Source organism: Actinomadura sp. NPDC047616 (assembly GCF_040642915.1).
GTDB lineage: Bacteria > Actinomycetota > Actinomycetes > Streptosporangiales > Streptosporangiaceae > Spirillospora > Spirillospora miaoliensis.
Map to the genome: position 1 here is coordinate 209,222 of NZ_JBEYTB010000006.1, position 23,221 is coordinate 232,442.

The following is a 23,221-nucleotide window of genomic DNA, read 5'->3' on the forward strand; positions in this document are numbered from 1 at the left end:
CATGGAAGGATGGCACCGTGAGCCGACGTTATGACTGCGCCGCCGACCCCATGGAGCGCACCCGGGGGATCGCCGAGGCGGTCTCGGCGGTACGGCGCGGAGAGCTGATCGTGCTGCCCACCGACACCGTGTACGGCATCGGCGCCGACGCCTTCACCCCGGCCGCCGTGACCGCCCTGCTGGACGCCAAGGGCCGCGGCAGGGACATGCCCCCGCCGGTGCTGGTGGGCTCCGTACGGGCCGCCACGGCCCTCGTGGAGGACCTCGGGACCTACGGGCAGGACCTCATCGACGAGTTCTGGCCGGGCGCCCTGACGATCGTCTGCCGCGCCAACCGGAATCTGGTGTGGGACCTGGGCGACACCAAGGGCACCGTCGCGGTGCGGATGCCGATGCACGACCTGGCGGTTGAGCTGCTCAAGGAGACCGGCCCGCTGGCCGTCAGCAGCGCCAACCTCAGCGGCCGTCCGGCGGCCCGCTCGGCCGACGAGGCCGAGAAGATGCTCGGCGACGCGGTGTCGGTGTACCTGGACGGCGGCCCGGCGGGCCTGGGCGAGGCGTCCACGATCATCGACCTCACCGGTTCGATACCGCGGCTGCTGCGCGCCGGGGCGATCTCCGAGGACAAGATCCGCTCCGTGGTGGGCGTCCTGCTGACCGACGAGGACGAGCAGGAGGACGTTCCGGAGGAGTCCGCCGACGCTCCCGTCTCGCTGGACAAGCCGGCGACGGCCGGGGAAAAGCCCGCCGAATCCGCGTCCGCCGACGCCGCGGAATCCGCGGAATCCGCCGCGAAGAAGCCCGCGGAAGAGGCGGACGACTCGGCCGGACCGTCCCTCAAAAAGGACGGCGCCAAGTAATTCTCCGCGCCCCGGGAAAGGCCCGGGAATCGGTCCGGTGAAACGTCCGGTCAGAAGATCTTCTGCCAGTTCCCGCACTTCGCGGCGCGCTTGCGGTCGGGTGTGACGCCGCATTCCCGCGCGTACAGGTGATCGGTGAAGTCGGAGCTGAAGAACCGGCCGTAACGCTGGCGGTAAGGCAGGTCGGCGGGATTGTCGCCGGTCAGGAAGAAGTACACGGCGCTGGTGTGCCGCCAGTCGCCCTCGGTGGCGCGGAACTGTACCGCGGCGGCCCGGCCGTTGGTCTTGCGGTCCCGCAGCCAGCCGTTCACGGTGACGCGCCCGGCGTTTCTGGTGTATGTTCCGCCGGCGTCCACGGCCGCGTAGCCGCCTCTGGTCGTCCACGAACCGGTGGCGGCGGCCTGCGCCCCCGCGGCGGCGGAGCCGAGGCCGCCCAGCAGCAGCCCGGTGCAGACGGTGATCGTGGCGGCGCGTCGCGGTCCGGACGGGGGCACGGCACCTCCTGGCTCGGCGGGGAAATTCAACGCTAGCGCAGGCCGTGGGCGTGCGCCAGGAATGGCCGCCCGCCATTCCCCGAATTGCCGCGTTGAAACCTTCTGGTTCGTCACAGGGCGCCTGCCGGCCATGCGACCGTGTCGTGCTCGTGATGGTCACCGCATCGCCCATGACACGTAACCTGAACGGGACGGAACCGGAGACTTCGGAGAGTAATAGCCTCGTTACGACGATGATGTCGGCCGAGTGGTGAAATCATGCCTGACGTGCGTGGCCGGGTCCGGGCGCGGACGGTCGCCCTCGGTGCCCTTCCGGCGATCGTCGTCCTCCTGCTGCTCGCGCTCGTGCCGATCACGCCCGCCCCGGCCGCCGCGCGGGCGGAGGAGGGCGGTGGCGCCGGGGACGTGGGGCCCGAGGAGTTCGAGAGCATTCCGGCCTATGACGTCGTCCTGGCGATCGCCGCCAACGGTGATCTGCACGTGCGGGAGACCATCACCTACGACTTCGCCCGGGGCGGCGAGCACGGGATCGTCCGGCGGCTGCCGTACCGGCGGGGCGACCGGCTGTTCGATATCCGCGACGTGCGGACCAGTTCGTCCACCGGGGCCCCGGCGCGGGCGCGCACCCGCAGGCTGTGGCACGACCTGCTGATCAGCGTCGGGGACGACGACCGCACCGTCCGGGGGCGGCAGGCGTACGTGATCGAGTACACGGTCTCGGGGGCGTTCACGCCGGGGGCCGTTCACGATGAGCTGAACTGGGACGCCCTCGGCACGTCCTGGGATGTGCCGATCCGGGAGGCCGCCGTGCGCGTGGAGGCGCCGGTGGTGCTGCGGAAGGTTCGGTGCCGGTCCGGGACGAGCGAGTCCGCCACCGGCTGCCTGCGGGACCGCGACGGCCCGTACGCCATCGACTTCACCCAGAGCGGGCTGCGCCCGCACGAGAGCATGCACGTCACGGTGCTGTTGCCCAAGGACGCGATCTCGGTGCCGTCGCCCCGCCGCGCACGGCCGCACTGGGCGGTCACCTGGGCCGGCTCGGGGCTGCTCCTGCTTGCGCTCGCCGGAGTGGCGGGGGTCGCCCGGGGCGGGCGGACGGTGCCGGGGGACAGGGGCCTTGTGCCAGCGGGCAGGGGCCGTTTGCTGGTCGCCCTCGGCGGCCTGCTGGTGGCCGCCGACGTGTCGCACGAGGTCGCCCGGCACGGCGTGTGGGCGGTCTCGGTGGGGGACGCGAGCATGGGCGGTGTCGCGTTGACCGTGGTCGGAACCGCTATCGTCTCCCTTCACCGGTTCCCGATACGGATCACGCAACGGGGGCCGGGCAAGGGGAATAGAGTTGGCGATGAACCGCCGGTGCGAACCGATCGCGTCCGGCGGCCGTCTGTTTTGTTGGTCAGGTCCGGCCGCATCGCCGCCGACGACGTCACGCGTGGATCCGAACCCGGGCGGCGTGCGCGACGTACCGCGGAGCGGTGGCCAGGGGGCCGGTGAGGGGAGGCGTGCGGCGTGCGGGAATACCTGCTGACGATCCTGATCGCCGCACTCGCGACCTACCTGCTCACCCCCGTCGTCCGCCGGTTCGCGGTGTGGTTCGGGGCGCAGGCGGCCCCCCGGGACCGGGACGTGCACGTCATCCCGACGCCCCGGCTGGGCGGGCTGGCGATGTTCGGCGGGATGGTCGCCGCGCTGGTGGCGGCCGGGGGGCTGCCCGCGATGCGCCGGGTGCTGGAGGACGGCGACGTCAGCGTGCACCGGGCGCTGCTGCTGTCGGGCGGGCTGATCGTGCTGGTCGGGATCTTCGACGACCGGTGGGGCGTGGACGCGCTGACCAAGTTCGCCGGGCAGGTCGCGGCCGCCGGGATCTTCATCATGCAGGGCATCCAGCTGTACGTGATCCCGCTGCCCAACGGCACGTCGCTGTCGCTGCCCCCGGCCTACGGGGTGCCGCTGACGGTGTTCCTGGTCGTCGCGACGATCAACGCGGTGAACTTCATCGACGGCCTGGACGGACTGGCCGCCGGGGTGGTGGGGATCGCCGCGCTGGCGCTGTTCTCCTACGCCTACCTGGTGGCGATCGACTTCAAGCTGATCACGCTGAGCGCGGCCACGCTGACCGCGGCGGTGCTGGTGGGCATGTGCGCGGGCTTCCTGCCGCACAACTTCAACCCGGCCCGGATCTTCATGGGCGACACCGGGTCGATGCTGATCGGGCTGCTGCTCAGCGCGTCCACGATCATGCTGACCGGCAACTTCGACCCGGCGGTCATCGGAACCTACCGGCTGTTCCCCTTCTACGTGCCGATCCTGCTGATCCCGGCGGTGGCGGCGGTGCCGTTCATCGACATGCTGCTGGCGGTGTGGCGGCGTACCAACCAGGGCAAGTCGCCCTTCGCCCCGGACAAGCAGCACCTGCACCACCGGCTGCTGGAGCTGGGCCACTCGCACCGCCGGGCCGTGCTGATCATGTACTTCTGGGTGGGGCTGCTGGCCTCCAGCCTGGTGACGCTGTCGTTCACCAACTCCGTGCCGCTGGTGGTGTCGGTGACCGGAGTCGTGGCGGTCGCCGGCGTGGTGGTGATGATCGGGGTGCCGCGGATGGTGCAGCGCAAGCAGGCGCGGCACGCGCCCGGCGACGCCGCCCCGGCCCGCCCCCGCCAGCCCGCCTGACACCGTCCCGACTGACGCCGCGTCCCGCCTGACCTCGCGTCCCCGCCGACCCCGCGTCCCGTCTGACCTGGAGCGGTCCCATCGACTGGCCCGGAGCGGCCGCGCGGCGCGCATCGCGCAGGTCGGACCCCGTCGGCGTGTTGAACATCGGGGGGCGCGCGGTCGTTTCTGGACGTTCCAGTGCGAGACGTGGGCTACAGTCCGTGGTGCGTCGCGACCTCAGTGTGTGATCGCACGCGACGTCGTGTCGTTACGTTAAGGGTAATTGTGGACGTTCCGGACGCTTGTGATACCTTTCACGAACAAGGGACGAACACATTACGTGACCAGCCGGAGCCCTCATGCAGTCTTCCGACGCCCGGATCCTCCGCGGCGCCGCGATCCCGTCCGGCCTCGCCGGCCTCGCCGTCATCGCGGCGGCCGTGCCGCTGGCCGGGACCAAGGGGGCGCTGGGCGCCGCGCTCGGCACCGTCGTCGTGCTCGCCTTCTTCACCATCAGCGTGATCGCGGTCGGGTACGCCGCCCGCATCTCGCCGCAGATGATGTTCGCCGCCGCCATCTTCAGCTACCTGGGCAAGGTGCTGGCGATGCTGGTCCTGGTGGCCGTGCTGGACGGCGTCACGCTGTGGAACACCAAGGCGTTCGCCTGGTCGGTGATCGTGCTGACCCTCGTGTGGGTCGTCGCCGAGGCGCGCGCCACCATGAAGAACAAGACGCTGTCCCTGGACCCCGCCGGGGCCCCCGGCGTCGCCCGTGACCGGAGCCCATGATGCGCATGCGGGCGATCTTGGCGGTACGGGACTACTCCAATATGACCATCCGGGGGGTCGCCTGCTATGGTCCGTGCTGCGATGAGCAAGGAGGGGCGACGGCCCGATCCGGAGTCCGAAATGGACCACCGAGCCTTCACCAACGCCGCCTGGTCCATCCCCAGCTACCTGCTGAGCGGGATGGCGGTCTACGGCGGACTGGGCTGGCTGCTGGATCGCTGGCTGGGCACCTCGGCGCTGCTCCCCATCGGCGTCCTGGTGGGCCTTGCTCTAGCGCTCTACCTGGTCTACCACCGCTACGGTCGCTGACGGCGCCCACGGCGGAGTCGACCGCCGCCGACTGTGGACCTGCCGACCGTGGACCGGCCGACCGCGGCCACGTCCACCACGGGCATGGCACCGTCCTCGGGCACGCACGTGTAGTACTGACCGACCTGCGAGTCACTGACGAAGGGACTGCCGCGTGATCGCGCGACAACTCCTCGCCGCCGAGGGCGGAAACGAATTCCAGGCCCCGGGCACCGAGATCTTCGACTGGGGTCCCCTCTGGCACGGTGCCCCGTCGTGGCTGACCAAGCCGACGCTGATCGTGGCCCTGTCCGTGGTCATCGTCTGCGGTTTCTTCTGGGCGGCGTTCAACAAGCCCAAGCTCGTGCCCCGCGGCGTGCAGAACATCGGCGAGGTCGGCTACCTGTTCGTGCGCGACCAGGTCGCCCGGCCGATGATCGGCAAGGACGGCGACAAGTGGATGCCGTTCCTGCTGTCGACGTTCTTCTTCATCCTGGTGATGAACCTGATGGGCGTCATCCCGGTGATGCAGCTGCCCGCCCCGTCGCACATCGCGTTCGCGATCGTGCCGGCCGCGGTGGTGTACGTGCTGATGGTCTTCCTGAGCATCCGGCACCAGGGCCTCGGCGGCTGGTTCAAGAACATGATGTTCCCGCCCGGCCTGCCCAAGTGGCTGTACATCATCCTGTCGCCGATCGAGCTGCTGTCGACCGTGATCCTGCGGCCCTTCACGCACGCGGTCCGGCTCTTCGCCAACATGTTCGCCGGCCACCTGCTGATCGCGTTCTTCGCCTCGGTCGCCTACTGGTTCCTGATCGAGAAGCTCACCCCGCTCGGCGCCGGCCTCGGCGTGCTCGGGTTCGTGATGAGCCTCGTCATGACCGGCTTCGAGATCTTCGTGCAGGCGCTGCAGGCGTTCATCTTCACGCTGCTGGCCGCCTCCTACATCGGTGGCGCGCTGCACCCCGACCACTGACGCGGCCCGCCGCGGCGGGCACCGACGACCCCCGACAACACCGCACAGACTTCGCAACCGCAACCGGCAAGAGCTCCGGTGGGGAGCCCCACCGGCCGACTGAAAAGGGAAAAAGAATGGGCGTTCTCGCCGAAGTGTCCGGCAACGTTGGCTCCGTCGCGTACGGTCTGGCCGCCATCGGCCCGGGTATCGGCGTGGGCATCATCTTCGGCCAGGGTGTGCAGGCCATCGCCCGCCAGCCGGAGCTGTACAACACCATCCGCCAGAACATGCTGCTGGGCTTCGCCCTCACCGAGGCGCTGGCCCTCATCGGTTTCGTCGTGCCGTTCGTGCACCGCTGAAGCCTCCTGACCCGTACTGACAGGAAGGCGGAACCCTCATGAGCAACCTGCTGGCGGCCGCCGCCGTGGCGGCCGAGGAGGGCGGGCACGGCAACCCGCTGCTGCCGCACGCCTCCGAGCTGGTGTTCGGCTCGATCTCCTTCGCGATCGTGCTGATCCTCGTCGGCTGGAAGCTGGTCCCGCAGATCCAGAAGACCCTCGAGGAGCGCACCGACGCGATCGAGGGCGGCCTCAAGCGCGCCGAGGAGGTGCAGCAGGAGGCCAAGGAGACGCTGGAGGCCTACAAGCGCCAGCTCGCCGAGGCGCGGCACGACGCGTCGCGGCTCCGCGAGGAGGCCAAGGAGCAGGGCGCGCAGATCATCGCCGAGATGCGCGAGGAGGCCCAGGCCGAGGCGCGCCGGATCGTCGAGGCGGCGCACGCCCAGATCGAGGCCGACCGGCAGCAGGCGCTTCAGCAGCTGCGGGCCGAGATCGGGGCGCTGTCGGTCGAGCTGGCCGGCCGTGTGGTGGGCGAGTCCCTTGAGGACAGCGCCCGGCAGAGCCGCGTGGTCGACCGGTTCCTCGAGGAGCTGGAGGAGCGCGCCCGCACCCAGGAGCGGATCTCGTCATGACCATCACGGGAGCGGTGAGCAGGGCCTCGCTGGCCGAGGTGCGCGAGCGGCTGGAGGCGACCATCCCCTCCGCGGACCTCACGGCGCTGGGCGGCGACCTGTTCGCCGTGCTGCAGCTGATCGACCGCGAGCACGGGCTGCGCCGGGCGCTCTCCGACCCGGCGCGCGACGGGGCCGACAAGGCCCAGCTCATGCACGTGCTGCTGGAGGGCAAGGTCTCGCCGGCCGCGCTGGACCTGGTGGCCGACACCGTGCGGCTGCGCTGGTCCACCCCCTCGGAGCTGTCGGACGCCATCGAGGTCCTGGCGGTCACCGCCGAGGCCGCGCGCGCCGAGGCCGAGGGGAGCCTGGACGACCTGGAGGACGAGCTGTTCCGGTTCTCCCGGGTCCTCGAGGGCGAGCCAGAGCTGCGCGCCGCGCTCTCCGGTCCCGCGCTGCCCGACGACCGCAAGCAGGGGCTGGTCGCCTCGCTGCTGGAAGGCAAGGTGACGGCGGCCACGCTGGCGCTGGTCACCGAGCTGGTGCTGCGCCCGCGAGGCCGTAGCCTGGAAGGCGGGCTGGCCGAGTACGGCCGGCTCGTCGCCCAGCGGCGGCAACGCCTGGTGGCGCTGGTGCGCACTCCGGTGGAGCTGTCGGAGGACCAGCGGACCCGGCTCGCCGCGGTTCTGGCCGCGGCGTACGGGCACGAGGTACATCTGAACATCGTGATCGACCCGGACACGATCGGCGGCCTGTCGATCCAGATCGGGGACGAGATCATCGACGGCACGATCGCCGGGCGTCTGGACGACGTGCGCCGGCGGCTCGCGAGCTGAGCTGACCACCCCACCAAAGGGAGCAAGAGAGGAATCATGGCGGAGCTGACGATCCGTCCGGACGAGATCCGGGACGCGCTGGAGCGCTTCGTCCAGTCGTACGAGCCCGAGGCAGCCGCGCGCGAAGAGGTCGGCACCGTGGTCGATTCCGGCGACGGTATCGCCCACGTCGAGGGGCTGCCTTCGACCATGGCGAACGAGCTCCTGGAGTTCGAGGACGGGACGCGCGGGCTGGCGCTGAACCTGGACGTGCGCGAGATCGGAGCGGTCGTCCTGGGCGACTTCTCCAAGATCGAGGAAGGCCAGAAGGTCCGGCGCACCGGTGAGGTGCTGTCGGTGCCGGTGGGCGACGCGTTCCTGGGCCGCGTGGTGGACGCGCTGGGCAACCCGATCGACGGCAAGGGCCCGATCGAGACGTCCGAGCGTCGCGCCCTGGAGCTGCAGGCCCCCTCGGTGGTGCAGCGGCAGTCGGTGAAGGAGCCGCTGCAGACCGGCATCAAGACGATCGACGCGATGACGCCGATCGGCCGGGGCCAGCGGCAGCTGATCATTGGTGACCGGCAGACCGGCAAGACCACGATCGGCATCGACACCATCCTGAACCAGAAGGCCAACTGGGCGTCCGGCGACGAGAAGAAGCAGGTGCGCTGCATCTACGTCGCCGTCGGCCAGAAGGGCTCCACGATCGCCAACGTGCGCCGCACCCTCGAAGAGGCCGGCGCCATGGAGTACACCACGATCGTGGCCGCCCCGGCGTCCGAGCCGTCCGGCTACAAGTACATCGCCCCCTACACCGGGTCGGCGATCGGGCAGCACTGGATGTACCAGGGCAAGCACGTCCTGATCATCTTCGACGACCTGTCCAAGCAGGCCGAGGCGTACCGCGCCATCTCCCTGCTGCTGCGCCGTCCGCCGGGCCGTGAGGCCTACCCGGGCGACGTGTTCTACCTGCACTCGCGGCTGCTGGAGCGGTGCGCCAAGCTGTCGGACGACCTCGGCGGCGGCTCGATGACCGGGTTCCCGGTCATCGAGACCAAGGGCAACGACGTGTCGGCCTACATCCCGACGAACGTCATCTCCATCACCGACGGGCAGTGCTTCCTGGAGACCGACCTGTTCAACCAGGGCGTCCGCCCGGCCATGAACCCCGGTATCTCGGTGTCGCGAGTCGGCGGCTCGGCGCAGATCAAGGCGATGCGCAAGGTCGCCGGTACGCTGCGGCTGGCGCTGTCGCAGTACCGCGACCTGGAGGCGTTCGCCGCGTTCGCCTCCGACCTGGACGCGGCCTCCCGCGCCCAGCTGGCCCGCGGCGCCCGCCTGATGGAGCTGCTCAAGCAGCCGCAGGGCGCCCCGCTGCCGGTGGAGAAGCAGGTCGTGTCGGTCTGGGCGGGCACCTCCGGCGAGCTGGACGACGTGCCGGTGGAGGACGTCCGCCGCTTCGAGGCCGAGTTCCTGGAGTACGTCGCGCGCGAGCACGGCGGGCTGCTGACCGGTATCCGCGAGACCGGGGAGCTGTCCGACGACGCGCTGACCGCCCTCAAGGACGCCATCACCGAGTTCAAGAAGGGCTTCCAGACCAGTGCGGGCGCGCTGCTGGGCGAGGAGGAGCCGGTGGAGGCGATCGACGAGGAGAGCGTGGAGCAGGAGACCATCGAGCGCGTCAGCACCGCCAAGAAGGACTGACGCACCGATGGCTGTACAGCTTCGCCAACTGCGGCAGCGGATCAGGTCGGTCAAGTCGATCGGCAAGATCACGCGTGCCCAGGAGATGATCGCGACCTCGCGGATCGTCAAGGCCCAGCAGGCGGTGGAGGCGTCCAAGCCGTACGCCGACCAGATCACCCGGGCGCTGTCCGCGCTGATCAGCCACAACGTGGGGATCAGCCACCCGCTGCTGGTCGAGCAGCCGGAGGACAAGCGTTCGGCGGTGCTGGTGATCACCAGCGACCGCGGGTTCGCCGGCGGTTACAACGCCAACGCGCTGCGTGGGGCGGAGGAGCTGATCACGGCCCTGCGCGAGCAGGGCCGTGAGCCCGTGCCCTACGTGGTCGGCAGCAAGGGGATCACCTGGTACCGCTTCCGCGACCGGGAGATGGCGGCCGAGTGGCAGGGCGTCAGCGACCGCCCCGAGTTCGCCAACGCCGAGCGGATCGGACGGCGGCTGACCGAGGACTTCCTCAAGACCGACGCCGAGGGCGGGGTCGGGGAGATCCACGTGGTCTACACCGAGTTCCTCTCGATGCTCACCCAGCGGGTCCAGGTGCGCCGCCTGCTCCCGGTGGAGGTGACCGAGAGCAGGGAGAGCACCGCGGTGCCGCCGGCCTACGAGTTCGAGCCGTCCGCCGAGGCCGCGCTGGACCTGCTGCTGCCGAACTACATCGAGAGCCGCATCTACCACATGCAGCTCCAGTCGGCGGCGTCCTACTGGGCGGCGGTGCGCCGGGCGATGAAGTCGGCCACCGACAACGCCAACGAACTGCTCGGGGTCTACACGCGCCAGATGAACCAGGCGCGGCAGGCCGCGATCACCCAGGAAATCAGCGAGATCGTCGGTGGCGCTGACGCGCTGGCCGATTCTGGCGGGGAGTGAGAATGACTGCACAGGTAGAGACGGCGACCGCGACCGGGCGCGTCGCCCGCGTCATCGGTCCGGTCGTCGACGTGGAGTTTCCCGCCGACGCCCTCCCGGAGATCTACAACGCCCTGCACGTGGACGTCACGATGGGCGACGAGACCAAGACGCTGACCCTCGAGGTCGCCCAGCACCTGGGCGACAACATGGTCCGCGCGATCTCCATGCAGCCGACCGACGGCCTGGTGCGCGGGGTGGCGGTGACCGACACCGGCGACTCGATCAGCGTGCCGGTGGGCGACGTCACCAAGGGCCACGTGTGGAACGCGCTCGGCGAGTCCCTGGACGTGCCGACCGCGTCGCTGCAGGTCACCGAGCGGTGGGGGATCCACCGCAAGCCTCCGGCGTTCGACCAGCTGGAGTCCAAGACCGAGATGCTGGAGACCGGCATCAAGGTCATCGACCTGCTCACCCCGTACGTGCGCGGAGGGAAGATCGGTCTGTTCGGCGGCGCGGGCGTGGGCAAGACCGTGCTGATCCAGGAGATGATCACCCGTGTCGCGCGGAACTTCAGCGGCACCTCGGTGTTCGCGGGCGTGGGCGAGCGCACCCGCGAGGGCAACGACCTGTGGGTCGAGATGGACGAGGCGGGCGTCCTGAAGGACACCGCTCTGGTGTTCGGCCAGATGGACGAGCCGCCGGGCACCCGGCTCCGGGTCGCGCTGTCCGGCCTGACCATGGCCGAGTACTTCCGGGACGTCCAGAAGCAGGACGTGCTGCTGTTCATCGACAACATCTTCCGGTTCACCCAGGCCGGCTCGGAGGTGTCGACCCTGCTCGGCCGCATGCCGTCGGCGGTGGGCTACCAGCCGACGCTGGCCGACGAGATGGGCGTGCTGCAGGAGCGGATCACCTCGACCCGGGGTCACTCGATCACCTCGATGCAGGCGATCTACGTGCCCGCCGACGACATCACCGACCCGGCGCCGCACACCACGTTCGCCCACCTGGACGCCCAGACGGTGCTGTCGCGGGCCATCACCGAGAAGGGGATCTACCCCGCGGTGGACCCGCTGGACTCCAACTCGCGGATCATGGACCCGCAGATCCTGGGGCAGCAGCACTACGAGGTGGCCCAGGAGGTCAAGCGGATCCTGCAGAAGTACAAGGAGCTGCAGGACATCATCGCCATCCTCGGCATCGACGAGCTGTCGGAGGAGGACAAGGTCACCGTCAACCGGGCGCGGCGCATCGAGCGTTTCCTGTCGCACCCGATGTACGTGGCCGAGCAGTTCACCGGCCAGCCGGGTGTGACGGTGCCGCTGTCGGAGACGATCGAGTCGTTCAAGGGGATCGCCGAGGGCAAGTACGACCACCTGCCCGAGCAGGCGTTCTTCATGTGCGGCGGGATCGAGGACGCCGAGCGCAACGCCAAGGAGCTGGCCAAGTAGCCGGTCCCCGGCGCGGGGCCGCTCGACGCGGAGGATGAACACGTGGCGACATTGAAGGTCGGGCTCGTCTCGCCGGAGCGCGAGGTGTGGGCCGGCGAGGCCAAGATGGTGGTCGCGCAGACCATCGAGGGCCAGCTCGGCATCCTGCCCGGGCACGCCCCGGTGCTCGGCGTGCTGCTCGACGGCAGCGTGGTGAAGGTCCAGCCCGCCGACGACGGCGAGTGGGTCACCGCCATGGTGGGCAGCGGCTTCTTCTCCATCGCGAACGACGAGGTCTCGATCCTCGCCGAGCAGGCCGAGCTGGGCGCCGAGGTGAACGTGGCGGCCGCCCGGCAGGCGCTGGAGGAGGCGCTGGCCGCCGAGGGCGGCGCCGACGCCACGGCCGAGCGGCGGGCCCGGGCGCGGCTGCGCGCCGCGGGGCAGGACGCCTAGCGACGGGACGAGAGCCGGGCGGCGCACGGACGACCGGGACGGACACGGAAACGGCGGGGGTAGTTGGGCGGGCAGCTGGCAGTGGATGCGGGCGTGGCGCTCGCCGCGGTCGTGCTGCTGGTCGCGCTGGTGTTCGTCGTGGTGTCCGTGCGCCGCTGGCTGTTCGTGCGCGGCGGCGGCACGGTGGAGTGCAGCCTGCGGGTGATTCCCGGGGAGGGCGCTCCCGGCCCGTGGCGGCTGGGCATCGGCCGTTACCGCGGGGACGTGCTGCACTGGCACCGCGTCTTCGGATTCAGGACCAGGCCCCGGCAGGTGATTCACCGCCGGGGCCTTGTCGTGTCCAACCGGCGCGAGCCCGAGGCGGGGGAGGCCGACGGGCTGCTGCCGGACGCCAGCATCATCGAGGTGCGCGACGGGGACCTCACCGTGGAGCTGGCGATGAGCGCTTCGGCGCTGACGGGGTTCCTGGCCTGGCTCGAGGCCGCGCCGCCGGGTTTTCCGGTGGACATCCACCAGTCCGAGTGACCCGCGGGGGGCGTTCGGGCCGCATCGAGTGACACGTGTTCGGGGGGACACATGCGCAAGCTCGCCGCGTCGGGGGCCGTCGGGGGGACGGTGGCGCTGGCAGTGGCCGCGACGGGACTCTCGGGGACGGCCGCGGCCGTCTCCGCGGATCCGGCCGGTCCGGCGGATCCGGTGGCGATCGGGGACGTGCGCCGTCACCTGGCCGAGTTCCAGCGGATCGCCGAGCGCAGCGGAGGCAACCGGGCGGCGCAGACCCCCGGGGAGGAGCGTTCGGTGGCGTACGTGGCCGGCAGGCTGCGGCGGGCCGGGTACGCGCCACGGGTGCAGCGCTTCGCCTACGTCCGGTTCGAGGAGACGAAACCGGCGGAGTTCGCGCAGGTCGAGCCGGAGCGGGCGGCGTTCACGGCGAACGCCGACTTCCAGACGATGCTGTACTCGGGGGCGGGGGACGTCACGGCGCGGGCCGTCGCAGTCGACGTGCCGCCCGAGGGCACGACCGCCACGAGCGGGTGCGAACGGGGCGACTTCCAGCGCTTCCCCAGGGGCGCGATCGCGTTGCTGCAGCGCGGCACGTGCCGGTTCACGGAGAAGGCGGCCAACGCGCAGGCGGCGGGTGCGTCGGCCGTGGTCATCTTCGACGTCCCCGGGAGCAAGGAGGCTCTGGCAGGGTCGCTGGGACGGCCGTTCACGCTGCCGGTGCTGGGGGCGTCCCACGCGGTCGGGGCACGGCTGGTCAAGGCGGCGGCGGGCGGGCGGCTGCGGCTGCGGATCGCCGCCCACGCCGTCAACACCGAGCGGCGGTCGGCCAACATCGTCGCCGACACGCCGGGGGGCGACGCCCGCCGGGTCGTGGTGGTCGGGGCGCATCTGGACAGCGTCCGCACGGGGCCGGGGATCAACGACAACGCCACGGGGGCGGCCGCGGTGCTCGCTGTGGCCGAACGCTTCGGCGCGCTGTCCGGCAGGGCGTCGCGCAACCGGGTGCGGTTCGCGTGGTGGGGCGCCGAGGAGGACGGGCTGCGCGGTTCCGACCACTACGTCCGGACGCTGGCCGCCGCCGACCGCGACCGGATCGCCGCCGCCCTGAACTTCGACATGCTCGGCTCGACCAACGGCGTGCGCGGGGTGTACGACGGGGACGCCTCCGGCGGCACGCCGGTCAGGGAGTTCGCGCCGCCGCAGGGGTCGGCGGAGATCGAGAAGCTGTTCCGCGGGTACTTCGCGGCGCGGCGGCTGCCGACGGCCGAGCAGGCGTTCGACGGGCGTTCCGACTACGGGTCGTTCGTCGTGCGCGGCATCCCGGCGGGCGGCGTGGCCACCGGCGCCGGTGAGGTCAAGACGGCCGCGGAGGCCGCGACGTTCGGCGGCACCGCGGGCAAGCCGTACGACCCCTGCTACCACGCCGCCTGCGACACCGGCGAGAACGTCGACCTCCGGCTGCTGGACACCAACGTCGACGGCGCCGCGTACGTCACGCAGCGGCTGGCGGCCGGGCCACTGCCGGCGAAGGGGCCCGGCCGGCGGCTGGTCTCCGGGCGCGCCGCCGCGTCCGTGACGTGGGGGCCGGACGGCGACGTGCGGTGGACGCGCTGACGCCCGTCCTGCGCTGAGGCCCGTCCTGCGCTGACGAGCTGTGCGTCCCGGTGCCTTACGCGGCGGCGACGGTGATGGAGCCGTCGCCGGTCCTCAGGTTCACCTGGCGGGACGAGCGGTTGTCGTTGTGCACGCCGGGTTCGATCCGGCGCGCGCCGGTGTCGCTGTCCATCGTGATCGCGTAGGACTGCTCGGCGGGCAGGGTGAGCCTGATCGGGCCGGTGTCGGTGCGGGCCCGCACGCTGTCGGGCGGTGCGGTCAGGGTGATCCGCATGCCGCCGTCGGCGGTGCGCGCGTCCAGCCGCCGCGATCGCAGCTCGGCGGCGTCGATCCTGCCGGTGTCGGTGGTGAGGTCGGCGGTGTCGGCGTGACCGGTGAGCCGGATGCCGCCGTCGGCGGTGCGCGCGGTGAGGCGTCCGGCGCGCAGCGCGGTGGCGCTGATCCCGCCGGTGTCGGTGGTGAGGTCGGCCGTGTCGGCCCGGCCGCTGATCCGGATGGAGCCGTCCTCGGTGCGCGCCGACAGGGCGGGGGCGCGCAGGTCGCGGGCGGTGATCGAGCCGGTGTCGGTGCGCAGGGTCAGGCGTCCGCCGAGGCCGGTCGTCTCGATGGCCCCGTCCTCGGTGGTCACCTGCACGGCCAGGCCGCGCGGCACCCGCAGCCGGTAGGTGATCTGGCAGGCGCTGGGGCCGAGCACCGTGTGGCCGCAGGAGGCGCCGAGCGTCAGCGTGCCGCCCGCGACCGAGTGCCGGGGGGCGGGCTTGTTCCGCGAGTTCGACCAGCGCAGCCGTTCCTGCACGTGGACGCCGGGGGAGTCGGAGCCGACGATCTCGACGCGGCCGTTGCTGGAGGACAGCTTGACGGTGGTGACGGCGTCGCGGACGTCGTAGGCCCGGGTCTCCCGGTGGGTGCCGAAGTCCACCGAGCAGCCGGTCAGTGCGAGCGCGGCGGCCGCGGCGGCCCCTGTCGCCAGCGCCACGGTCGTGAGGGTGTTCACTCGTCGTCTCCCGCCCGTCGGTGGTCGAATCCCCGTCGGCCCAGCTTCGCCCTGGGGAAGGGGCCGGTACCAGGAGGCGGCCCGGCGTTCCCATGGTGGGGCTAACCCCACCCCCGGCGTGCCCGGCGGGAGGCTAGCGTTCGCCGCCGGGCTTCCACAGGACGTCGCCGTGCTCGGCGTTGGCGACGCGGCAGAGGATGAACAGCAGGTCCGACAGGCGGTTGAGGTAGCGCGCCGTCAACGGGTTGACGCCGCCTTCCACCGCGTCGGCGCCGGCGGTGTCCGCGTCGGAGGCGGTGTCGGCGGGGGCGGCGGTGTCCGCGTCGGAGGCGGTGTCGGCGGGGGCGGCGGTGTCGGTGCCGGCGGGGGCGGCGCCGTGCGCCTCGATCGCCGCCCACGCCGAACGCTCGGCGCGCCGCGTCACCGTGCGGGCGACGTGCAGCAGCGCCCCGCCGGGCGTCCCTCCGGGGAGGATGAAGCTGCGCAGTGGCGGCAGTTCGGCGTTGTGCTCGTCGCAGGCGGCCTCCAGGCGGTCGATGTAGGTGGAGTCCACCCGCAGCGGCGGGTACGGCGGATTCGGCGTCACAGGGGCGCACAGGTCGGCGCCGACGTCGAACAGGTCGTTCTGCACCCGGGTCAGCAGCGCCTTGATCGGCTCGGGGAGGTCGCCCATCGCCAGCGCCACGCCGATGGCCGCGTTGGCCTCCTCCACGTCGGCGTAGGCCGCCAGCCGCGGGTCGGTCTTGCCGGTGCGCGACCCGTCGCCGAGCCCGGTGGTGCCGTCGTCCCCCGTCCGGGTGTAGATCCGGGACAGCACGACGGGGGTCTCCCTGTTCTTCGCCATGACCCTCACACTAAGCCGTCGATGAACGCTCGGTAGGGTGCGAGGTGTCTCAGGGGGACGCCCCCGCCGAGACCCCCCGCAGTACCGGAGGCGCCAGTGGTGTACGACTACATCATCGTGGGCGCGGGCAGCGCGGGATGCGTGCTCGCCGCCCGGCTCACCGAGGACCCCGGCACCCGGGTGCTGCTGCTGGAGGCGGGGCCGCCCGACGACGCCCCGGAGATCCACATCCCGGCGGCGGTGGCGACCATGGCCCGGGGGCCCTACGACTGGGACTACGGGACCGTCCCCCAGGAGCACGCCGCCGGACGCAGCGTGTACTGGCCGCGTGGACGCACCCTGGGCGGCAGCTCGTCCACCAACGCGATGATCTACATTCGCGGCCACCGGCACGACTACGACACCTGGCGCGACTCCTACGGCTGCGCGGGCTGGGGGTACGCCGACCTGCTGCCGTACTTCCTGCGGGCCGAGGACCAGCAGCGCGGGCAGTCCCCCTACCACGGGGTGGGCGGGCCCCTGCGCGTGGAGGACCTGCGGTACAAGCATCCGCTCACCACGGCGTGGGTGCAGTCGGCCAAGGCGTACGGGCTGGCCGCCAACAGCGACTTCAACGGGCCCGAGCAGGACGGCGTCGGCTTCTACCAGGTCACCCACAAGCGGGGACGGCGCTGGTCCACCGCCGACGCGTACCTGCGTCCCGCCATGGCGCGTCCCAACCTCACCGTGGTGACGGACGCACTGGCACACCGGATCCTCATCGAGAACGGACGCGCCGTGGGGGTGCGGTACGAACGGCGTGGGGAGAGTGTCGACGTCCGGGCCGAGGCGGAGGTCGTGCTGTCGGGCGGCTCGGTCAACAGCCCGCAGCTGCTGATGCTGTCCGGTGTGGGCCCGGCCGACCATCTGCGTGACCACGGCATCGACGTGGTGGCCGACTCCCCGGTCGGGCAGGGGCTCCAGGACCACCCGTACGTGAACGTCATGTTCGCCGCGCCCCGCAAGAAGGCGCTGTGGGAGCTGGCAGGGGCCGGCAACCTCGCGCTATGGCAGGCGTTGGGACGCGGCCCGTACGCCTCCAACGTCGCCGAGGCGGGCGGTTTCGTCCGTACGGTCGAGGGGTTGCCCGCCCCCGACCTGCAGTACCACGTGCTGCCCACGCCCCTGGTCGACCAGGGGCTGACGGAGGCCCGGCAGCGGGTGATGTCGGTGCTGGTCACCGCGATCGCGGTGGGCAGCCGGGGCGCGCTGCGGCTGCGGTCGGCCAGCCCGTACGCCAAGCCGCTCATCGACCCGGCCTACCTGGCCGACAAGGCCGACCTGGACGTGCTGGTGGCGGGGATCCGCCAGGCCCGGGAGATCGCCGCGACCGGGCCGCTGGCCGCGCTGGTCGGCGGCGAGTTCGCCCCGGGCGAGCAGGCGTCCGGCGACGCGGCGCTGGCCGAGTTCGCGCGGCGCCAGGTCGCCACGCTGTTCCATCCGACGAGCACGTGCGCCATGGGCGGCGACGGCACCGTCTGCGACACCGAACTGCGGGTGCGCGGCGTGGAGGGCCTGCGGGTCGTGGACGCCTCCGTCATGCCGTCGGTGCCGCGCGGCAACACCAACGCCCCCACCATCGCCATCGCCGAACGCGCCGCCGACCTCATCCGGGGCCGCGCCCCCCTGGACCCCGTCACGCCCTGAGACGCGAGAACGCCCCCGCCGTGGTCCTCGGTGGACCGGGCGGGGGCGTCGGCCGGAGCGGCAGCCGTCAGGGGGTGACGGCCGCGCCTGCCTACGGCTCACCGCTTGCGGGCCTTGGCGGCCCGGCGGGCGGCCTTCGCCTCGGCCTGCAGACGCCGTACGCGCTCGGCGGCGATGGCCCTGGCCACGTCGTGGTGCAGCATTCGCGCTCTCCTCGGTTCCGCGGGTCGGCCTTCCCGGCCCGACATGTTCAAGGTTCGCGCTAAGGCCGTACGCCCCACATCGGGACGACGCCTTATCTGCGTGGCCTGCCACCGCCTTAGCCGCGCCTAGGACGTCTTACGCGTCCCGCGGCGCCTTATGAGACGGCCTAGGCGACGCCCACGGGCGGCCTACTGCTCCCAGATGAGGGCCTTGGCGGACCCGGCGGTGATCTGGGCGGTCTGCGTGCCGTAGTGGATGACCTGGAACCGCACCCGGAAACCGTCGTTGACCGTGTCGGCCGGCAGCGAGTAGTGCAGGAACGTGTCCCCGTTCGTGGCGATGTACTCGGCGATGGGGCCGGCCTCGACCTTCCCGTCCGACTCGCGCCGCTCGATGGCGCGGGCCTGCAGCTCCGTTCCCGCGGGCAGGCCCTCGATGCGGACGTTGGCGGTCAGGGAGTAACGGGCCGGGCCGTGCACGAGGCTGGGGCCGCCCTGGTTCCAGTGGTGGTGCGCGGAGTCGGCGAACTCCTTCGGCCAGTCGACCGTCGTCCAGGTGTTGGGCGGCAGGTCCTGGGCGTCGGTCACGCCGACGGACACGTACTCGGGCATGTCGTCCTCCTGGATGGATCCGGCGGGCATCCCGGCCCGCACCCACGCGTACAGCTGGTCCCCCGGGCACGTGGTCGCGTACACGTCGCGGTGCCCCAGCTTCTTCAGCGACCGGTCCGCGCGTCGGCCCGCCTCGTCGTACAGCCACCGGATCGCGTTCTTGGCGGCGGGGGTGGCGTCCCCGTTGCGGCCGATCATGCACACGCCGATGCCCGAGGTGTTGTGGTCGGGGGCGTGCGCGCCCACGACCAGCCAGCCGCGCCCCTCGTAGATCCGCCCCTGGACGTCGACCAGGAAGTTGTAGCCGATGTCGGCCCACCCGTTGGAGTCCATGTGGAAGTCCTGGATCTGGCGGGGGGTCTGGGTGGTGGGGCCTTCGGAGTAGTGCACGATGAACTCGGTCCGCCGCGACCACGTGGTGGTGGTACGGGAGCGCGGGGCGCGGGCGCCCCATTCCGCGCGGCTGATGATGTCCACGGAGCCTCCCTGTGGTGAGCGGGTACCAGCGGCGCCGTCAGCGACGCTAGCGGCCCGCTCACCACCTGGTGGGGTGTCCGGGGAAATGCGCCCTATGCCACACCTGCCGGGGCCGGGTGGGGGATCAGCGCCGGTAGTTCCGGCCGTGGAGGAGCGTGACCAGCTGCAGGACGCGGGCCATGTCCTTGTCGGTCCGGGTGAAGGAGGTCAGGTTCGTCGGCAGGGCGAAGCGCTGGCGGGTGATGGCCTTGGGACGGGCGAACTCGCGCAGCCCGTCGGCGCCGTGGATGCGCCCGAACCCCGACTCGCCGACGCCGCCGAACGGCAGCGCCGCCACGGTGGCGAACGCGGCGAAGGCGTTGATGGAGGTCATGCCCGAGCGCATGCGGCGGGCCAGCTCCATGGCGCGGCCCCGGTTCCGGGAGAAGATCGTCCCGGCCAGGCCGTAGCCGGTGCGGTTGGCCTTGTCCAGGGCCTCCTCCAGGTCCGCGACCCGGTGCACGGTGATCGTCGGGCCGAACGTCTCCTCGCAGACGGCGGCCGAGTCGTCCGGCACGTCGGTGAGGACGACCGGCTCCACGTACGGCTTGCGCACCGACTCGGGCCCGCCGACGACGGCCCGGCCGCCCTTGTCGAGGGCGTCCTTGATGTGGCGTTCGATGATGTCGAGCTGGGCGGGCATGGTGATCGGGCCGTAGGCGGCCTCGCGGTCGAACCCGGGGCGCAGGTCGCGGGCCTTCTCGGTGAGCTTGGCCAGGAACGCGTCGTAGGCGCCGTCCACGACGTAGATGCGCTCGACGCCGATGCAGGTCTGGCCCGCGTTGGACATCGCGCCCCACAGCGCGGCGTCGGCGGCGGCGTCCAGGTCGGCGTCGGCGTCGACGATGCAGGCGTCCTTGCCGCCGCACTCGGCCACGATGGGCGTGAGGTTCTCCGCGCAGGCCGCCATCACCTTCTTGGCGGTGCGGGCGGACCCGGTGAAGGCGATCTTGTCGACGCCGGGGGAGGAGGCCAGCGCGGCGCCCGTCTCGCCCAGCCCGGTGACGACCTGCAGCACCGGCTGCTCGGGGATCACCGCGGCGACCAGCTCGGCCAGCAGCACGCCCACGCCCGGGGTGAACTCCGACGGCTTGAACACCACGGCGTTGCCCGCGGCCAGGGCGTAGGCGATCGAGCCCATCGGGGTGAAGATCGGGTAGTTCCACGGGCCGATCACGCCGACCACGCCCAGCGGCTGGTACTCCAGGACGCACTTGTGGTTCAGCGCGATCATGCCGGGGAACACGGTGCGCGGCCCGAGCACCTTGTCGGCGTTGCGGGCGGCCCAGTCCAGATGCGTGATCGCCATGATCGTCTCGAGCTGGGCGTCCTGCAGCGGCTTGCCGGTCTCGTTGTGGATCAGCTCGGCCATCCGGTTCAGGTTGCGGGTGAGCGAGCCCTTGACGTTCAGCAGCCGCACCCGGCGCTCGCGGCGGCCCAGCGCCGCCCACCACCCGGCCGCCTCCCGGGCCCGGCGCACCGCCTCCTCGACCGCGTCGCGGTCGTGGACGGGATGTTCGGCGACGACCTCGCCGGTCGCCGGGTTCAGCGAGGCGAACGTCGCGCTGCTCTGCGTGTCCACGGACATCGGAACCTCCCGGGGGCTCGGCCGCGGTAGTAAGCGGTCGCTTTCGTTACCGACTAGTCAACCACTGGACCGACGATACGGCTCCGGCGGGATCGCACGTGGCGAGAAACGCGCGAACCGCCGGACGGGTATACGACTACCAGCCGGGCGCCCCCCCACCTCCAGGGCGCCTCGTGCCGCAACTCCCCGCAACTCCTCGGAAGGGGGCGCCCCGTGCTCGCGCCTGTGCTGACCGGCAAGTGGCCCGCCGTCCGGGCGGCGGTCGAGAACGTCGGCGACCAGTTCGCCGACCTGCTGCTGTCCGTACCGCCCGGGGCGATGGCCACCGCCGACTGGACCGTCGCCGACACCGCCGCGCACGTCGTCGGGATCTCCGGCAAGTACGCGGCGATGCTGCGTTCGCCCGCCGGCCCCGGCTTCGACCCCGAGTTCACCGCCGTGCTCGACGCCACGACGGTCGACACCGTGGTCGACTTCAACGAGGTCCTGCTGACCCACGTCGCCGAACGCGACCCCCGCGCCCTGGCCGGGCGGCTGCGCGACGACATCGCCGAGATGCTGCGCGTCAGCGACGCCATGGACCCGGGCGAGCCGATCGACTGGCTCGGCGCCTCCCGCGTCCCCGCCGCGGGCCTGCTGGCCCACCTGGTCAACGAACTGCAGATCCACGGACGCGACATCGCCCGCGCCACCGGCGCCCGCTGGCCGGTGTCGCGGGCGGACGCCGCGCTGTTCTTCGAGCTGTTCCTGCTGGGCGTGACGACCTACGGCTACGGCCGCCTGCTCGACCGCGACGGCCCCGAACGCGCCGGACGCATCGCCGTGGAGTTCCGCTCCCGCCACACCGCGCCCGCCGCGATGATCCTGACCGACGGGTTCGTGACGGCCGAACGGCCTCCCGGCCGCGACATCGACGTCCGGCTGTTCTTCGACCCCGTGGTGCTCAACCTCATGCTCTTCGGCCGGCTCAGCCGGGTCCGCGCGGCCCTGACCGGAGGCCTCACCGTCCGGGGCGGCCGCCGTCCCTGGCTGCTGCCCGCCTTCATGAGCAAGGTCCGCCTCCCCTCGTGACCGTCCCCTGGGGTTCGCATCGGTGAAGATGCCGCGGCCGGGACCCCGGTGTGACCATGAGTCTGTCCGGCCCGTGCAGCCTTCAGGAGGGGCGATGCCGACCGTTCTCGGTTCCTTTCGCAGGACCGTGCTGGCCCCGTCGATGGCCGACGTCACCTTCGCCAAACGGGGCTTCCCCGGCGCGGGGGCCGAGGCCGCGCCGCACCTGGAGGCCATCCCCCAGTCGGTGGTCTGCGGGTTCGAATGGGGCATCGAGGGACGCGGCGAATGGGAGCTGGAACGGCTGCTCAGCCTGACCGACCCGGAGCTGCGGGGCTTCGCCTACGAGGGCGCCACCATGGCCTGCACCGTCCTGGACGTCATGCCCGGCCGGCGCCGCGACCGCACCAGGCGCCTGCTCACCGGGCCGGGGGAGCGGCACATCTTCCTGGCCTACATCGGCATCGGGTTCGCGATGGCGCGGCTGCCGAGGGCGCTGTGGGGCAAGGTGATCCCCGACCTGCCCGGATCGGCGTACTACCCGGCGATGACCTGGCTGGCCGTCGACGGCTACGGGTTCGACCGCGCCTACTTCGACACCGCGCGCTGGGTGGGCCGCCAGGAGATCCCCGCCGCCTACCCCTGGCAGGGCTTCCCCGACTACTTCCCCCGCACCCTGGACCAGGGCGTCGGGCGCGCCCTGTGGTTCATCCACGCCGCGCGCGTGCCCGACGTGGCGGCCGCGGTGCGGCGCTTCGCCGCGTCCCGCCGGGCGGACCTGTGGAGCGGGGTGGGCCTGGCCGCCGCCTTCGCCGGCGGCTGCGGACGCGAGGGGTTCGACGCGCTGGCGCGGGAGGCGGGCGACCACCGTCCCGAGCTGGCCCAGGGCGCGGTGTTCGCGGCCAAGGCGCGCTCGTACGCCGGTTTCGTGCCGTGGCACACCGGGGCCGCGATCGAGGCCATGGCGGGCATGCCCGTGCAGGGCGCCGTCGACCTGGCCGACCGCTCCGCCGTCGACTCCGACGGGGGCGGCCCCGTCCCGGACTACGAACTGTGGCGCCGCAACGTCCAGGCGCACTTCGCCTCCACCAGGCAGTCCACCGGCGCCTGAGAACCCGGGGCGCGGCGGGAACAATCCCGGACGGCCGGCAGTTACACTCTTCGTGGCCGGTGTGCCTGGTGTCCCCGGGCCTCACCTATCGCCTTCGCGGAATACCGGGTCGGTGTTCCCCGCTCCGGCGGGGCGGCATCGATCGCTTGGAGCCGCGTTGTGCCTTTCGCCGAGAGGCGACCCGCACACCGGTACCAACGTGGGGAAGGCCCCACGGGACGA

The 23,221-nt window shown here is 71.9% G+C and carries 23 protein-coding genes; 18 read left to right on the plus strand and 5 right to left on the minus strand.

Translation table 11 applies throughout. The annotated features are described in order from the left end of the window. Positions 1 to 17 precede the first annotated feature (17 nt). On the plus strand, positions 18 to 860 hold the full coding sequence (locus tag ABZ801_RS16700; RefSeq protein WP_344957585.1) for an L-threonylcarbamoyladenylate synthase: 843 nt from the start codon (positions 18 to 20) through the stop codon (positions 858 to 860). Between the two features lie 50 nt (positions 861 to 910). On the opposite strand, the gene ABZ801_RS16705 is transcribed toward ABZ801_RS16700, so the two are convergent. Further along, positions 911 to 1,354 (minus strand): hypothetical protein, encoded by a 444-nt coding sequence (locus ABZ801_RS16705; protein ID WP_360698517.1) that lies wholly within the window; start codon positions 1,352 to 1,354, stop codon positions 911 to 913. A gap of 258 nt (positions 1,355 to 1,612) precedes the next feature. On the opposite strand from ABZ801_RS16705, the gene ABZ801_RS16710 reads away from it, so the two are divergent. The 14 genes from ABZ801_RS16710 to ABZ801_RS16775 all read left to right on the plus strand — a co-directional run bounded on the left by ABZ801_RS16710 (position 1,613) and on the right by ABZ801_RS16775 (position 14,395). Continuing rightward, positions 1,613 to 2,845, plus strand: a complete 1,233-nt coding sequence (locus ABZ801_RS16710) for a DUF2207 domain-containing protein (protein WP_360698519.1) — start codon at positions 1,613 to 1,615, stop codon at positions 2,843 to 2,845. A 15-nt stretch (positions 2,846 to 2,860) separates the two neighbouring features. After that, positions 2,861 to 4,021, plus strand: a complete 1,161-nt coding sequence (locus tag ABZ801_RS16715; RefSeq protein ID WP_344957579.1) for an MraY family glycosyltransferase — start codon at positions 2,861 to 2,863, stop codon at positions 4,019 to 4,021. 341 nt (positions 4,022 to 4,362) lie between these two features. Then, positions 4,363 to 4,791: a hypothetical protein gene (locus ABZ801_RS16720; protein ID WP_360698522.1), complete on the plus strand. Its 429-nt coding sequence runs from the start codon at positions 4,363 to 4,365 to the stop codon at positions 4,789 to 4,791. 120 nt (positions 4,792 to 4,911) lie between these two features. Continuing rightward, positions 4,912 to 5,100, plus strand: coding sequence for an AtpZ/AtpI family protein (locus ABZ801_RS16725; RefSeq protein WP_344957575.1), 189 nt, complete (start codon positions 4,912 to 4,914; stop codon positions 5,098 to 5,100). Positions 5,101 to 5,254: 154 nt separating this feature from the next. Continuing rightward, positions 5,255 to 6,055 carry a F0F1 ATP synthase subunit A gene (gene atpB, locus ABZ801_RS16730; RefSeq protein WP_360698524.1) on the plus strand — a complete coding sequence of 267 codons (801 nt, stop codon included), beginning with the start codon at positions 5,255 to 5,257 and terminating at the stop codon, positions 6,053 to 6,055. 116 nt (positions 6,056 to 6,171) lie between these two features. Further along, positions 6,172 to 6,396, plus strand: a complete 225-nt coding sequence (gene atpE / locus ABZ801_RS16735) for an ATP synthase F0 subunit C (protein WP_344957570.1) — start codon at positions 6,172 to 6,174, stop codon at positions 6,394 to 6,396. Between the two features lie 38 nt (positions 6,397 to 6,434). Continuing rightward, positions 6,435 to 7,007, plus strand: coding sequence for a F0F1 ATP synthase subunit B (locus ABZ801_RS16740; RefSeq protein ID WP_344957568.1), 573 nt, complete (start codon positions 6,435 to 6,437; stop codon positions 7,005 to 7,007). Further along, entirely contained in the window at positions 7,004 to 7,822 is an 819-nt protein-coding gene (locus tag ABZ801_RS16745) for a F0F1 ATP synthase subunit delta (RefSeq protein ID WP_344957566.1), read from the plus strand. The genes ABZ801_RS16740 and ABZ801_RS16745 overlap by 4 nt, the downstream gene beginning before the upstream one ends. A gap of 36 nt (positions 7,823 to 7,858) precedes the next feature. Further along, positions 7,859 to 9,505, plus strand: a complete 1,647-nt coding sequence (atpA, locus tag ABZ801_RS16750) for a F0F1 ATP synthase subunit alpha (protein WP_344957564.1) — start codon at positions 7,859 to 7,861, stop codon at positions 9,503 to 9,505. 7 nt (positions 9,506 to 9,512) lie between these two features. After that, a complete protein-coding gene (locus tag ABZ801_RS16755; RefSeq protein WP_360698528.1) occupies positions 9,513 to 10,412 on the plus strand; it encodes a F0F1 ATP synthase subunit gamma in 900 nt (299 codons plus the stop codon). A gap of 2 nt (positions 10,413 to 10,414) precedes the next feature. Beyond that, positions 10,415 to 11,845, plus strand: a complete 1,431-nt coding sequence (atpD, locus tag ABZ801_RS16760) for a F0F1 ATP synthase subunit beta (protein WP_360698530.1) — start codon at positions 10,415 to 10,417, stop codon at positions 11,843 to 11,845. Between the two features lie 42 nt (positions 11,846 to 11,887). Next, the gene (locus tag ABZ801_RS16765; protein WP_360698532.1) at positions 11,888 to 12,277 is read left to right on the plus strand and encodes a F0F1 ATP synthase subunit epsilon; all 390 of its coding nucleotides are present in this window, start codon (positions 11,888 to 11,890) and stop codon (positions 12,275 to 12,277) included. A 93-nt stretch (positions 12,278 to 12,370) separates the two neighbouring features. Continuing rightward, entirely contained in the window at positions 12,371 to 12,802 is a 432-nt protein-coding gene (locus tag ABZ801_RS16770; protein ID WP_344957556.1) for a DUF2550 domain-containing protein, read from the plus strand. Between the two features lie 51 nt (positions 12,803 to 12,853). Then, positions 12,854 to 14,395 carry a M28 family peptidase gene (locus tag ABZ801_RS16775; RefSeq protein WP_360698535.1) on the plus strand — a complete coding sequence of 514 codons (1,542 nt, stop codon included), beginning with the start codon at positions 12,854 to 12,856 and terminating at the stop codon, positions 14,393 to 14,395. 55 nt (positions 14,396 to 14,450) lie between these two features. Here the strand turns inward: ABZ801_RS16775 and ABZ801_RS16780 are convergent, their stop codons facing one another. Together ABZ801_RS16780 and ABZ801_RS16785 are read right to left on the minus strand one after the other, a co-directional pair. After that, positions 14,451 to 15,389 (minus strand): DUF4097 family beta strand repeat-containing protein, encoded by a 939-nt coding sequence (locus tag ABZ801_RS16780; protein ID WP_360698537.1) that lies wholly within the window; start codon positions 15,387 to 15,389, stop codon positions 14,451 to 14,453. A gap of 133 nt (positions 15,390 to 15,522) precedes the next feature. After that, the gene (locus ABZ801_RS16785; protein ID WP_360698539.1) at positions 15,523 to 16,233 is read right to left on the minus strand and encodes a cob(I)yrinic acid a,c-diamide adenosyltransferase; all 711 of its coding nucleotides are present in this window, start codon (positions 16,231 to 16,233) and stop codon (positions 15,523 to 15,525) included. 96 nt (positions 16,234 to 16,329) lie between these two features. Between ABZ801_RS16785 and ABZ801_RS16790 the strand changes: the two genes are divergently transcribed. Continuing rightward, complete coding sequence (locus ABZ801_RS16790; RefSeq protein WP_360698541.1) at positions 16,330 to 17,919, plus strand: GMC family oxidoreductase N-terminal domain-containing protein; 1,590 nt, start codon at positions 16,330 to 16,332, stop codon at positions 17,917 to 17,919. A 392-nt stretch (positions 17,920 to 18,311) separates the two neighbouring features. Here the strand turns inward: ABZ801_RS16790 and ABZ801_RS16795 are convergent, their stop codons facing one another. Both ABZ801_RS16795 and ABZ801_RS16800 read right to left on the minus strand, forming a co-directional pair. Then, the gene (locus tag ABZ801_RS16795) at positions 18,312 to 19,211 is read right to left on the minus strand and encodes an N-acetylmuramoyl-L-alanine amidase (RefSeq protein ID WP_344957546.1); all 900 of its coding nucleotides are present in this window, start codon (positions 19,209 to 19,211) and stop codon (positions 18,312 to 18,314) included. Between the two features lie 124 nt (positions 19,212 to 19,335). After that, positions 19,336 to 20,838, minus strand: a complete 1,503-nt coding sequence (locus ABZ801_RS16800; protein ID WP_360698544.1) for an aldehyde dehydrogenase family protein — start codon at positions 20,836 to 20,838, stop codon at positions 19,336 to 19,338. A 213-nt stretch (positions 20,839 to 21,051) separates the two neighbouring features. Here ABZ801_RS16800 and ABZ801_RS16805 point away from each other — a divergent pair, with 213 nt between their 5' ends. Both ABZ801_RS16805 and ABZ801_RS16810 read left to right on the plus strand, forming a co-directional pair. Next, the gene (locus tag ABZ801_RS16805) at positions 21,052 to 21,909 is read left to right on the plus strand and encodes a maleylpyruvate isomerase N-terminal domain-containing protein (protein WP_360698546.1); all 858 of its coding nucleotides are present in this window, start codon (positions 21,052 to 21,054) and stop codon (positions 21,907 to 21,909) included. A gap of 94 nt (positions 21,910 to 22,003) precedes the next feature. Then, a complete protein-coding gene (locus ABZ801_RS16810) occupies positions 22,004 to 22,999 on the plus strand; it encodes a DUF1702 family protein (RefSeq protein WP_360698548.1) in 996 nt (331 codons plus the stop codon). Positions 23,000 to 23,221 lie beyond the last annotated feature (222 nt).

Excerpts from the sequence above, each read along its gene's own strand:
- ABZ801_RS16745 (WP_344957566.1), top strand. The coding sequence starts at position 7,004 with ATGACCATCACGGGAGCGGTGAGCAGGGCCTCGCTGGCCGAGGTGCGC.
- ABZ801_RS16725 (WP_344957575.1), top strand. The coding sequence starts at position 4,912 with ATGGACCACCGAGCCTTCACCAACGCCGCCTGGTCCATCCCCAGCTAC.
- ABZ801_RS16785 (WP_360698539.1), bottom strand. The coding sequence starts at position 16,233 with ATGGCGAAGAACAGGGAGACCCCCGTCGTGCTGTCCCGGATCTACACC.
- atpA (WP_344957564.1), top strand. The coding sequence starts at position 7,859 with ATGGCGGAGCTGACGATCCGTCCGGACGAGATCCGGGACGCGCTGGAG.
- atpE (WP_344957570.1), top strand. The coding sequence starts at position 6,172 with ATGGGCGTTCTCGCCGAAGTGTCCGGCAACGTTGGCTCCGTCGCGTAC.
- ABZ801_RS16740 (WP_344957568.1), top strand. The coding sequence starts at position 6,435 with ATGAGCAACCTGCTGGCGGCCGCCGCCGTGGCGGCCGAGGAGGGCGGG.
- ABZ801_RS16710 (WP_360698519.1), top strand. The coding sequence starts at position 1,613 with ATGCCTGACGTGCGTGGCCGGGTCCGGGCGCGGACGGTCGCCCTCGGT.
- ABZ801_RS16775 (WP_360698535.1), top strand. The coding sequence starts at position 12,854 with ATGCGCAAGCTCGCCGCGTCGGGGGCCGTCGGGGGGACGGTGGCGCTG.
- ABZ801_RS16720 (WP_360698522.1), top strand. The coding sequence starts at position 4,363 with ATGCAGTCTTCCGACGCCCGGATCCTCCGCGGCGCCGCGATCCCGTCC.
- ABZ801_RS16800 (WP_360698544.1), bottom strand. The coding sequence starts at position 20,838 with ATGTCCGTGGACACGCAGAGCAGCGCGACGTTCGCCTCGCTGAACCCG.
- atpD (WP_360698530.1), top strand. The coding sequence starts at position 10,415 with ATGACTGCACAGGTAGAGACGGCGACCGCGACCGGGCGCGTCGCCCGC.
- ABZ801_RS16755 (WP_360698528.1), top strand. The coding sequence starts at position 9,513 with ATGGCTGTACAGCTTCGCCAACTGCGGCAGCGGATCAGGTCGGTCAAG.
- ABZ801_RS16810 (WP_360698548.1), top strand. The coding sequence starts at position 22,004 with ATGCCGACCGTTCTCGGTTCCTTTCGCAGGACCGTGCTGGCCCCGTCG.